The following is a 12,174-nucleotide window of genomic DNA, read 5'->3' on the forward strand; positions in this document are numbered from 1 at the left end:
GCCGAATGGGGGATATTCAAGAAGTACGCCGACCTGAAAGGGCCTTGCCGGATCCATAATCGACTGGTGTTTTCAGGTCGACGTATAGCGATAGACGCCTCGGTCAGTCCCCTCTCCCCTCCGGGAGAGGGCTAGGGTGAGGGGCTTTTCAGGTCTGATACTCAACTCAGTTTGAACCCACCCATCTGCCGCGCCAGATCATCCGCCAGCCGCTGCAACATCTGACAATCCTCACGACACGCACGAACCTCCCCCGCCGTCGCCCGTGCCAGATCGGAAATCCCCTGCACGTTGCGGTTGATCTCTTCAGTCACCGCGGACTGCTCTTCGGTTGCCGTCGCTACCTGATGGTTCATATCGCTGATGCGCTCGACCTGACCGGTGATCGCCGTCAGTGACGCGCCGGTACGCTGGCTCGATTCAACCCCGGTCCCGGTTGCAGCCTGACCGGTGCGCATCGACGACACGGCGTTTTCCGCGCCTTGCTTGAGGCTGCCGATCATCAATTGAATTTCGTCGGTCGAGGCCTGGGTTCGGCGCGCGAGGGTGCGCACTTCATCGGCGACCACCGCGAAGCCACGGCCCATGTCGCCAGCGCGGGCGGCTTCGATGGCGGCGTTGAGTGCGAGCAGATTGGTCTGTTCGGAAACGCCACGAATCACCGCCAGCACCGAATCGATCGACGCCACTTGCTGCGCCAGCTCACCCACTGCGCCCGCCGCTAAGCCGATCTCATCGGACATGCTTTCGATATGACGGATCGAGCCACCGACCACTTCCCGTGCCTGTAACGCCTCATCGCGCGCGGTTTGCGAGGCAAGCGCGGCGTTGCCAGCGTTCTGCGCGATTTCCTGCACGGTCAGGCCCATTTCGTGGACGGCGGTGGCTACCATGTCGGTCATTTCCTGCTGCCGGCCGGAACGCTCGGCGGTGTTGTCCACCACCGTAGCCACTTGCCCTACGGCTGTGCGCAGGCGCTCGCTGGTGGTCAGCACTTCACCGATCATTGCGCGCTGGCTGTCGAGGAAACGGTTGAAGCCGCGCGCCAGGTCGCCCAGCTCATCGGCACGGCTGGAATCTAACCGGTGGGTCAAATCTCCACCACCGCTACCGATGGCCACCAGCGCCCGTGTTACTTGTCGAATCGGTCGCACCAGCCCCTGCGCCAGCCACACCACCAACGCCAGGCAGACCAGCGCCACCACCAGACCGATGCCGCCACTCATCCACATCGCTTTCCGTGCTTCGGCGTAGATCTGCGACTGCGGCACTTCGGCCACCAGGGTCCAGCCGAGATCGCGCAGCGGCAGGCTGAAAGCGAGGAAGTCTTCACCCTCGCGCTGGAAGCTGCTGTTCACTGCGGATTTGTGCCCCATCAGCGCTTGCGCCGCGTTGGCACCGATCTGCTCGGTCAAGGTGCGTTTGCCGCTGAACTGCGCCTCAGGATGGACCTGAATCAGACCGTCGGAACGCACGAGATAGACCTTGCCGCGCTCGCCGAAATTGAAGTTGTGAATCAGCTCCGACAGCTCTTTCATGCTCAGCCCAAGCCCGGCGACACCGACAACTTTACCGGCCTGCTCGACCTTCAGATCGATGAACAGGGCCAGCTCGCCAGTGGCGCCGTCGTTGTCGATATTGAGGGTGCGCGGCTGATTGCTGTCGAGGAAGGAATAGAACCAGGCGTCGGCCGGTTTCGCGCGACTGAGGGTGCGATCGAGGCCTTTTTCGGTGATGTAGTGATTGGATTCGATGCCGATGATCAGCGCAGTGAAGGCCTTGTGTTCGGCGCGGATGCCTTCCAGATACTGCGCAAAGAGCGCGGTTTTGCTGCTGTCCTCGCCTGTCGCCAGCCAGTCACGCACCATGGTGTTGCTGGCGATGTCCTTGGCGGCGGTGAGCGGTTGCACGAGGATGCGTTCGATATCGTTGCGCGTCGCTTCAATGCTCGACGGCAGCGCTTGTTCGACCAGATAGCTCTGGGCGAGGCGGTTGACCACCAGGGTATAAATGCCAACCACGATCACGATGCTGATCAGCAGGGCCGTGCCCATGCCGAGAATCAACTGCCACTGAATACTGCGTCGCCACCACTGCATGGAGCACCCCCGAAGAATAAGAGCCTGAACCACTGCAACAGCCGTGCCGATTGTATACAAAGAGCATCAGAATAAAACACAACCTTCGGTACAGCCGTATCCTTACAAGCAAGAAGCTGGCCGTTATATCGAGGGATTCACTGTCAAGTCTGACAGGTTACAACTTGCATCGGGTGGCTTAGATTCGCGGTTTCACGTCTGTGACAAGCATCCGCGTCGCAGATCCAAGCCGTCCATCGCAGGAGAAAGAACATGACTGACACCGGTCCACGAGAGAATTTTGTTCAGGCAATGGCTGACAACGATACGTTTGTTAAATCGGCGCTCATTGGCGACTTTGTCGGGAGCTCGACTTCTCAATCGATGATTATTCGCAGGCACTTCACCGAGGTCATGGTTTTCCCGGTAATCCATTACAAAATTACGATCACCACCCTCGCAGGCACGACGTACAGCACAGTTCAGCCAATTCCGTCGGCAGAATATATCTACCTGCTTTCCAAGGGTGATGAAGTGACGATCGAAAATACTACCTATAGAGTTTCCCACTCAGAGTTCATCAAGCAATCCGATGGAGAATGGACAACAAAAGTCTACTGGCAGCCAATACTCCAAGCCTCATAGCAACAAGACCTCAGCATGTTCAGCGCCTCAATGTACCGAGGCGCTGCGAAAAGCGAGTCAACCCTGACTGATCGTCTTGGCAATGGTGTCGACCGTGGCGCTGACTTGCTCTTGATAACGGTCGAGTTCTTCCTGGTGCTGTTTCTTCATTTCGATCTGCTGCGAGCACAGATTCATCGCCGCCAGCACCAGCAAACGGTCACCGATCAGCGTCGGGTATTTGCGCTTGGTGTCTTCCAGCGCGGCCTTGAGCATCATCGCCGCGTCCAACAGGGTCTGTTCTTCCCCGGCCGGTGCCTTGATCGAATAGTCCTCGCCGAGAATGGAGATGACTTTTACCCCTGCTGTGCCGTGGTTCATGCGCTGACAGGACCGGCATTGACGCGATCAACCAGCGCCTGGATGCGCGCGGCGGTGGCGCCGTGTTTTTCTTCCTGCTCCATCAGGTTCAGTTGCAGGTTTTCGTTTTCATCCTTGGCCTGGGCCAGTTCCGTGGACAGAGTCTGGTTGGTCTGCAGCAGGGTCTGGTTCTGTTGCACCAGGTCGCTGACGAGCTGTTCCAATTGGCTGAGGGATGCTTCCAACATTTTGATCTTCCAAGCGTTTTTCAAAGGGCGCGTACGATAAAGAAAAGTCACCACGGATGCCAGGGTTAAACCGGCGCAAGGCCTTGATTTTCCTGGGTGGCGAAGCTTCTCGCGAGTTTAAAAGACTGTGATTGGTCGATCTGGTTCCTGCACTTCGTCGCTCAAGCCTGTCTGCGACAAATACGCACACCACCTCAAGACTTTAGTCGTATGACCGATAAGTCACCCATACAGCAGTCTCAGCCCGCATGGATGCGGCCCTTTTCGGTATCCGCCCATGTCCCTTCGCAATATGAACATCGCCCCACGGGCGTTCACCGGCTTCGCCCTGATCGGCGGCCTGATGTTGATCCTCGGCGTGTTTGCGCTGAACCAGATGAGCAAGATCCGCGCGGCCGGCGAAGACATCGCCACCGCCAGCGTGCCGTCGATCAAGGCTCTGGACGAATTCACCCAACTGACCCTGCGCCTGCGCGTGCTCTCCTATCGTTTGCTGATCAACCGCGAACCCGACGTGCAGCAGAAAACCATGGAACTGTTCGACCTGCGCAATCGCCAGATCGCCGATGCGCAACGCGCATACGAGCCACTGATCGAAGGCCCGCAGGAACGTGCGGCGTACGATCAGTACGTGCAATTGCTGGCGCAGTACCGTCAGCTCGAAGAGCGGATGAAAACCCTGTCGCGCAACAATCAGATCGACGAGTTGCGGCAGATGCTCAACAGCGATTTGCTGAGCAATTCGGAAGCGGTGAATACCGCGCTGGCGCGCTTGCTGGAGATCAACACCCAGCAGATCGCCGAAACCGACCAGGGCGCGAAGGATCAGTATTCGATGTCGTTCAATCTGGTGGTGACCTTGCTGGTGATCGCCAGCGGCCTGACCCTGCTGTTCGCCTGGTTGCTGACCGTGAGCATTACCAAGCCGATTTCCAAGGCACTGGAGGCGGCGGAAACCATCGCCGAAGGCAACCTGACCCAGCCGATCCATGTCGATGGCGAAGATGAAGCCGGGCGCCTGCTGGCGGCGATGGCGAAGATGCAATCGAAGCTGCGCGATACCCTGCAGCGCATCTCCGGTTCGGCCACACAGCTTGCGTCTGCCGCAGAAGAGCTGAACAGCGTCACCGATGAAAGTGCTCGCGGCCTGACCCAGCAGAACAACGAAATCGAGCAGGCGGCCACTGCCGTGAATGAGATGACCAGCGCCGTCGAAGAAGTCGCGCGCAACGCGGTCAGCACTTCGGAAGCCTCGAAAAACGCCACCACTTCGGCGGGCGACGGTCGTGATCTGGTGCAGGAAACCGTCAGCGCCATCGAACGCATGAGCGCCGATGTGCAGAGCACCGCGTCGCTGATCGGCGACCTGGCCAATGAATCCCGCGACATCGGCAAGGTGCTCGACGTGATCCGTGGCCTCGCCGACCAGACCAACCTGCTGGCATTGAACGCAGCGATCGAAGCGGCCCGTGCCGGTGAGGCCGGTCGTGGTTTTGCCGTGGTGGCGGACGAAGTGCGCGCACTGGCCCATCGCACCCAGCAGTCGACCAGCGAAATCGAGCGCATGATCGGCAGCATCCAGAGCGGCACCGAGCATGCCGTGGATTCGATGCGCAACAGCACCGAGCGCGCCGAGTCGACGCTCAACATCGCCCGTGGCGCCGGGATGTCGCTGGACACGATCAACAGCGCCATCGTCGAAATCAACGAGCGCAACCTGGTCATCGCCAGCGCTGCCGAAGAGCAGGCGCAGGTGGCGCGGGAAGTCGATCGCAATCTTGTCAACATCCGCGATCTGTCGGTGCAGTCGGCAACCGGCGCCAATCAGACCAGCGCGGCGAGCAATGAGCTGTCGCGCCTGGCGCTGGATCTGAACAACATGGTTGGGCGGTTCAGCCTCTAAGATCAAAGGCTACCCCCTCACCCCAGCCCTCTCCCCCAAGGGAGCGAGGGGGAAAGGGAGCAGATTGAGGGCCTTTCAGATTTTGAGTTCGGCTCGATATTGCAAGTCGGTGTAACCTGCACAAACACCTCGGTCAGTCCCCTCTCCCCTCCGGGAGAGGGCTAGGGTGAGGGCCGCAATCCTCCGCCTGCCGCAAAACCTGATGCACCCTGAAAACCTTTTTGACAGCATCACATTTCAACAGGTTAGAATCGCTGGCACGCAGACTGCATGGTCAGTTTGTGCCCCCGTCTTTACGCTTCTGGAGTACTGCCTTTGAATGCGACGACCATCAACAGCCTGTTCTTGATCGGCGCGTTGCTGGTAGGCGCAAGCATTCTTGTCAGTTCTCTTTCTTCACGTCTCGGCATTCCGATTCTGGTCATCATCCTCGCGGTCGGCATGGCTGCCGGGGTCGATGGTGGCGGGATCATTTTCGATAACTACCCGACGGCCTATCTGGTCGGCAACCTCGCCCTTGCAGTGATCCTGCTCGACGGCGGCTTGCGTACACGGGTATCGAGTTTCCGCGTGGCGTTATGGCCGGCGCTGTCGCTGGCCACGGTCGGGGTGTTGATCACCACCGGGCTGACCGGCATGGCCGCTGCGTGGCTGTTCGACCTCAATCTGATTCAGGGCCTGCTGATCGGCGCCATCGTCGGCTCGACCGACGCCGCTGCGGTGTTCTCGCTGCTCGGCGGTAAAGGCCTCAACGAACGGGTCAGCGCCAGTCTGGAAATCGAATCCGGCAGCAACGACCCGATGGCGGTGTTTCTCACCGTGACCCTGATCGACATGCTCGCCAGCGGCGAAACCGGCCTGCACTGGAGTCTGCTGACCCACCTGATCCGCGAGTTCGGCATCGGTGGTGTGATCGGTCTGGGCGGCGGCTGGGTGATGCTGCAACTGGTCAACCGCATCAATCTCGCGGCCGGGCTCTATCCGATTCTGATCATCGCTGGCGGTCTGGTGGTGTTCGCGCTGACCAACGCCTTGCACGGCAGTGGTTTTCTCGCCGTGTACCTGTGCGGTCTGGTGATCGGCAACCGCCCGGTGCGTAGCCGCCACGGCATTCTGCACATGCTCGACGGCATGGCCTGGCTGGCGCAGATCGGCATGTTCCTCGTGCTGGGCCTGCTGGTCACGCCCCACGATCTGCTGCCGATCGCCCTGCCCGCCCTCGGTCTGGCGCTGTGGATGATCCTGTTCGCGCGGCCGCTGTCGGTGATGGTCGGCCTGCTGCCGTTCAAGGCTTTCCATGGTCGTGAAAAAGCCTTTATTTCCTGGGTCGGCCTGCGCGGCGCGGTGCCGATCATTCTCGCGGTGTTCCCGCTGATGGCCGGGCTGCCGCAAGCGCAGCTGTATTTCAACCTGGCCTTCTTCATCGTACTGGTGTCGCTGCTAGTGCAAGGCACGAGCCTGCCGTGGGTGGCCAAATTGCTCAAGGTGACCGTTCCGCCAGAACCCGCGCCGATATCCCGGGCGGCACTGGAAGTGCACGTCACCAGCGAGTGGGAACTGTTCGTTTACAAGCTCGGCGCGGAGAAATGGTGCATCGGTTCGCCGCTGCGCGAGCTGAAAATGCCCGAGGGCACACGCATCGCGGCGCTGTTTCGTGGCCAGCAACTGCTCCATCCGTCGGGTAGTACGGTGCTGGAAGTCGATGATTTGCTGTGTGTTATTGGTCATGAACACAACTTGTCGGCCCTCGGCAAACTGTTCAGCCAGGCGCCGCAACGTGGCCTCGATTTGCGCTTCTTCGGCGACTTCGTACTCGAAGGAGACGCCCAGCTTAAAGCGGTTGCAGCGCTGTATGGCTTGCCGGCCGAAGGCATCGATCCGGACATGACCCTGGGCGCGTTCATCGCCCAGAAAGTCGGGGGCGCCCCCATCGTCGGCGACCAGGTGGAGTGGAACAACACCCACTGGACGGTTGCGGTCATGGACGGGAACAAGATCGGCAAAGTGGGCGTCAGATTCCCCGAAGGAAGTCGCCCGGGCCCCGGACTCTTCCTCTAAACTGCTTCCACTCTCACTTGCTTGACCGGTCTCTATGCCTACCCTGCGCTCCTTTTTCGCCGCGGCCCTGCTGGGCCTCAGTCTTGTCGTCGGCCCGCTGCATGCTGCCGAACCACCGTCCAGCGATGCCGTGCAGGCCAGCCTCGACAAGCTGGCTGACAGCAAACTGCCGGACGCCGACAAGAAGACCCTGCAGACCGTCCTGCAGAACACCCTCAATCAACTGAACAACCAGCGTGATTACGAGCAGAAGCTGATCGATCTCAAGCGTCAGCTGGCCAACGCGCCGAAGCAGACGATTGAAAATACCCGCGAACTGAGCCGCCTCAAGGCCACCGCACCGGTGCCGGTAGCGCAACGTTTTCCGAAAGAGTCGATCCAGCAACTGGAGCAGATCCTCACCGATCGCTCGACCCAGCAAAGCGATCTGCAAAAAGCCCTGGCCGAAGCCAACAGTCTGATCATCACCGCGCAGACTCGCCCCGAGCGTGCGCAGGCGGAGATTTCCGCCAGCCAGACGCGCATCCAGCAGATCAACACCATCCTCAAATCCGGCAAGGACACGGGCAAAACGGTCACCGCCGAACAGCGCGACCAGTTGAACGCCGAACTGGCCGCACTCAATGCGCTGATTCCGCTGCGCCGCCAGGAACTGGCTGGCAACACCCAGTTGCAGGATCTGGGCAACGCTCAGCATGACTTGCTCTCGGAGAAATCCGATCGCCTCGACCGCGAGATCCAGGAACTGCAAACCCTGATCAACCAGAAACGTCTGGCGCAGTCGCAGGAAACCGTTACCCAGCAATCGATCGAAGCGCAGAAGGCCGGCGGCAGCAGCCTGCTGGCGAGCGAGAGCGCGACCAATCTCAAGCTTTCCGACTATTTGCTCAAGAGCACCGACCGTCTCAACGAAGTCACGCAGCAGAACCTGCAGACCAAACAGCAACTCGACACCCTGACCCAGAGCGATTCGGCACTGGACGAACAGATCAGCGTGCTCAAGGGCAGCCTGCTGCTGTCGAAAATTCTCTACAAACAGAAGCAGGCGCTGCCGCACTTGAAGGTCGACCGCGACCTCGCCGACCAGATTGCCGATATTCGCCTGTATCAGTTCGATGTCAGCCAGCAGCGGGAGCTGTTGAGCAATCCGGCGACCTATGTCGACAATCTGCTGGCCACGCAGCCGCCAGAGCAGGTCACCCCGCAACTGCGCAAAAGCCTGCTCGATCTGGCCAACACCCGTGCTGATCTGCTCGAGCGGCTGAACCGCGAGTTGAGCGCGATGCTCAATGAATCGATCACCCTGCAGCTCAACCAGAAACAATTGCTGAGCACCGCGCAAAGCCTGCGCGCGACCCTCGACGAACAGATGTTCTGGATCCCCAGCAACAAGCCGCTGGACGTGGAATGGATGCGCGGCGTGCCCGAGCGTCTCGAGCGACAGGTCAACACCCTGCCCTGGGCGTCGAGTCTGAGCGAACTGACTGACGGCCTGACCCAGCGTCCCTTGCTGTTCCTGCCATTGGCGCTGCTGATCGGCGCCCTGTTGTGGCGACGCAAAGCGCTGTACGGACGACTCAACAAGGTTCACCAGGACATCGGCCACTTCAAGCGCGACAGCCAGTGGCACACGCCGCAGGCGATTCTGATCAACATCCTGTTGGCGATGCCGGTGGCGCTGGGTCTGGCGCTGTGCGGTCTGGCCCTGCAGATCGACGCGCGCGGGCAGAACGCCAACATGGGCGCGGCGCTTTTGCAGATGGGCCAGGCCTGGCTGGTGTTCTACACCGCGTACCGGATTCTTGCGCCGGGTGGCGTGGCGGAATTGCACTTCCGCTGGGAAAAACCGCAGGTCGAGTTCCTTCAGGGCTGGGTACGTCGATTGGGCCTTGTGGTCATGGCGCTGGTGGCCGTGGTGGCCGTCGCCGAGTTGCAACCGGCGGCGCTGGCCGATGACGTGCTCGGCATGCCGGTGGTACTGACCTGCTACGCCTTGATGGCATGGCTACTCAGTCGCCTGCTGATCAGCAGCCCGACGCACCAGAACGCTTCGCTGTTCCGCAAAGCCGTCGGAGTGATGTTCACCCTGCTGCCGATCGCCCTGTTTGTTGCGGTGTGTTTCGGCTACTACTACACCGCGCTGAAACTCAGCGACCGTTTGATCAACACCCTGTACCTGCTGATGTTCTGGCTAGTGATCGAGGCCACTTTCGTACGGGGCCTGAGCGTTGCCGCGCGGCGTCTGGCTTACCAGCGCGCGCTGGCCAAACGGCAGGCGGCAAAAGAAGCTGGCGACGGCGAAGCGGTGATCGAAGAGCCGACCCTGGACATCGAAAAGGTCAACGAACAGTCCCTGCGTCTGATCCGCCTGGCCCTGCTCGGCGGCTTCATTGCGGCGCTGTACTGGGTCTGGTCGGACCTGATTTCGGTGTTCTCGTATCTGGACAACATCACCCTTTACGAATACACCAGCGGCACCGGCGCCAACATGAGCATGGTGCCGATCAGCATCGGCGACATGCTCGGCGCGCTGATCATCATCGGTATCACCTTCGCTCTGGCGCGCAACTTGCCCGGCCTGCTCGAAGTGTTCGTGCTGTCCAAACTCAATCTGGCCCAGGGCAGCGCTTATGCGACAACCACGCTGCTGTCCTACGTGATTGCCGGCGTTGGTTTTGTCACCACCCTGTCGACCCTCGGCGTCAGTTGGGACAAGTTGCAATGGCTGGTGGCAGCGCTGTCGGTGGGCCTCGGTTTCGGTATGCAGGAGATCTTCGCCAACTTCATCTCCGGCATCATGATCCTCTTCGAACGCCCGGTGCGGATCGGCGACACCATCACCATCGGCAACCTGTCGGGCACGGTGAGCAAGATCCGCATCCGCGCCACAACCATCACCGACTTCGACCGCAAGGACATCATTGTCCCGAACAAAACGTTCATCACCGGGCAATTGATCAACTGGTCGCTGACCGACACCATCACCCGCGTCACGCTGAAACTCGGCGTCGATTACGGTTCGGATCTGGACCTGGTCAAGGAACTGCTGCTCAAAGCGGCCCGGGAGAACCCGCGTGTGCTCAAAGAACCGGAGCCACACGTGTACTTCCTCAACTTCGGCGAAAGCACCCTCGACCACGAACTGCGCATGCATGTGCGCGATCTCGGTGACCGCAACCCGGTGCTGGATGAGGTCAACCGCTTCATCAATCGCGAGTTCAAGAAGCAGCACATCAACATCTCGTTCCGACAGATGGAGGTTTATCTGAAGAACCTCCACGGTCAGGAATACAAGATGGTGCCTGTGGAGCCCGAGAACAAAACCATCGTGCCGATCGTCGACGGGCAGAAACCGTTACCGGAACCGCCACCGAGCAAACTCGACTAACCGACATGGTCCCAGCAGAATGCTCGGACATTCTGCTGGAGCCGGCCCGTGAAAGCCCTCGACGAACTGACTTTCGACAACCGCTTTGCCCGCCTGGGCGACGCGTTCTCCGCGCACGTGCTGCCCGAACCGATCGACAATCCGCGTCTGGTGGTCGCCAGCCCGGCCGCTCTGGCCTTGCTTGATCTCGATGCGGCCAGCGCCGACACCGAAGAATTCGCGCAACTGTTTGGCGGCCACAAGCTGTGGGCCGATGCCGAGCCGCGGGCGATGGTGTATTCCGGGCATCAGTTCGGCGGTTATACCCCGCAACTGGGTGACGGGCGCGGGCTGCTGCTGGGTGAGGTGTACAACAACGCTGGTGAGCACTGGGACCTGCACCTCAAGGGCGCCGGGCAGACGCCGTTTTCACGCATGGGCGATGGTCGCGCGGTGCTGCGCTCATCGATTCGCGAGTTTCTCGCCTCCGAAGCGCTGCAAGCGCTGAACATTCCCTCCTCGCGCGCCGCCTGCGTGATCGGCTCCAACACGCCGGTCTGGCGGGAAAAGCAGGAACGCGCGGCGATGGTGCTGCGTCTGGCGCCGAGCCACATCCGCTTCGGCCACTTCGAATATTTCTACTACACCAAGCGCCCCGAGCAGCAGAAACAGCTCGGCGAGCATGTGCTGGCGATGCACTTCCCCGAATGCCTCGAACAACCGGAACCGTATCTGGCGATGTTTCGCGAAATCGTTGAGCGCAACGCCGAGCTGATCGCCAAGTGGCAGGCTTATGGCTTCTGCCACGGCGTGATGAACACCGACAACATGTCGATCCTCGGCATCACCTTCGACTTCGGCCCGTTCGCCTTCCTCGATGACTTCGACGCGCATTTCATCTGCAACCACTCCGACGATCAGGGCCGCTACTCGTTCAGCAATCAGGTGCCGGTGGGGCAGTGGAACCTCAGCGCCCTCGCCCAGGCACTGACGCCGTTCATCAGCGTCGAGGCCCTGCGCGAAACCCTCGGCTTGTACCTGCCGCTGTTCCAGGCGCACTACCTCGACCTGATGCGCCGCCGCTTCGGCTTCACCACCGCCGAGGACGACGATCAGCAACTGCTGGAAAACCTGCTGCAACTGATGCAGAACAGCGGCGTCGACTACACGCTGTTCTTCCGCCGCCTCGGTGAAGAGTCAGCCGAACAGGCCATCGCCCGCCTGCGCGACGATTTTGTCGATATCAAAGGTTTCGATGCCTGGGGCAAACGCTACGTCGCCCGGGTCGGCCGCGACGGCAATGCCGATCAGGCACAACGCCGCGCACGGATGCATGCAGTCAATCCGCTGTACATCCTGCGCAATTATCTGGCGCAAAAGGCTATTGATGCGGCGGAACAAGGGGATTATGCCGAGGTACGCCGACTGCATGCGGTGCTGAGCAAACCGTTTGAGGAGCAGCCGGGGATGGAGGGTTACGCCGAGCGGCCACCGGAGTGGGGAAAGCATTTGGAGATCAGTTGTTCTTCGTAGGCG

At 60.5% G+C, this 12,174-nt stretch carries 7 protein-coding genes and 3 pseudogenes; 6 read left to right on the top strand and 4 right to left on the bottom strand.

Annotated features, from left to right (window positions below; all coding sequences use genetic code 11):
* Positions 1–161 precede the first annotated feature (161 nt).
* Both AB4N48_RS22185 and AB4N48_RS22190 read right to left on the bottom strand, forming a co-directional pair.
* Entirely contained in the window at positions 162–1,007 is an 846-nt protein-coding gene (locus AB4N48_RS22185) for a methyl-accepting chemotaxis protein (protein ID WP_371857551.1), read from the bottom strand.
* 69 nt (positions 1,008–1,076) lie between these two features.
* Positions 1,077–2,099 (bottom strand): annotated as a pseudogene (locus AB4N48_RS22190) (cache domain-containing protein); the annotation flags it as partial.
* A gap of 252 nt (positions 2,100–2,351) precedes the next feature.
* On the opposite strand from AB4N48_RS22190, the gene AB4N48_RS22195 reads away from it, so the two are divergent.
* Positions 2,352–2,723 (top strand): hypothetical protein, encoded by a 372-nt coding sequence (locus AB4N48_RS22195; protein WP_056787429.1) that lies wholly within the window; start codon positions 2,352–2,354, stop codon positions 2,721–2,723.
* A 57-nt stretch (positions 2,724–2,780) separates the two neighbouring features.
* Here the strand turns inward: AB4N48_RS22195 and AB4N48_RS22200 are convergent, their stop codons facing one another.
* Positions 2,781–3,083: a cell division protein ZapA gene (locus AB4N48_RS22200; protein WP_056787426.1), complete on the bottom strand. Its 303-nt coding sequence runs from the start codon at positions 3,081–3,083 to the stop codon at positions 2,781–2,783.
* The gene (locus AB4N48_RS22205) at positions 3,080–3,310 is read right to left on the bottom strand and encodes a hypothetical protein (RefSeq protein WP_016772015.1); all 231 of its coding nucleotides are present in this window, start codon (positions 3,308–3,310) and stop codon (positions 3,080–3,082) included. The genes AB4N48_RS22200 and AB4N48_RS22205 overlap by 4 nt, the downstream gene beginning before the upstream one ends.
* 343 nt (positions 3,311–3,653) lie before the next feature.
* On the opposite strand from AB4N48_RS22205, the pseudogene AB4N48_RS22210 reads away from it, so the two are divergent.
* The 5 genes and pseudogenes from AB4N48_RS22210 to selO form a co-directional block, all read left to right on the top strand.
* A pseudogene (locus AB4N48_RS22210) lies at positions 3,654–4,310 on the top strand (MCP four helix bundle domain-containing protein); the annotation flags it as partial.
* Positions 4,311–4,613: 303 nt separating this feature from the next.
* A pseudogene (locus tag AB4N48_RS22215) lies at positions 4,614–5,213 on the top strand (methyl-accepting chemotaxis protein); the annotation flags it as partial.
* 315 nt (positions 5,214–5,528) lie between these two features.
* Positions 5,529–7,271, top strand: coding sequence for a potassium/proton antiporter (locus AB4N48_RS22220; RefSeq protein ID WP_041477603.1), 1,743 nt, complete (start codon positions 5,529–5,531; stop codon positions 7,269–7,271).
* 34 nt (positions 7,272–7,305) lie between these two features.
* Positions 7,306–10,659: a mechanosensitive channel MscK gene (gene mscK, locus AB4N48_RS22225; protein ID WP_095181005.1), complete on the top strand. Its 3,354-nt coding sequence runs from the start codon at positions 7,306–7,308 to the stop codon at positions 10,657–10,659.
* 48 nt (positions 10,660–10,707) lie between these two features.
* Positions 10,708–12,171, top strand: coding sequence for a protein adenylyltransferase SelO (gene selO, locus AB4N48_RS22230; protein ID WP_460094332.1), 1,464 nt, complete (start codon positions 10,708–10,710; stop codon positions 12,169–12,171).
* Positions 12,172–12,174: the final 3 nt, after the last annotated feature.

The sequence above is a fragment of the Pseudomonas sp. S2_C11 genome, assembly GCF_054668395.1.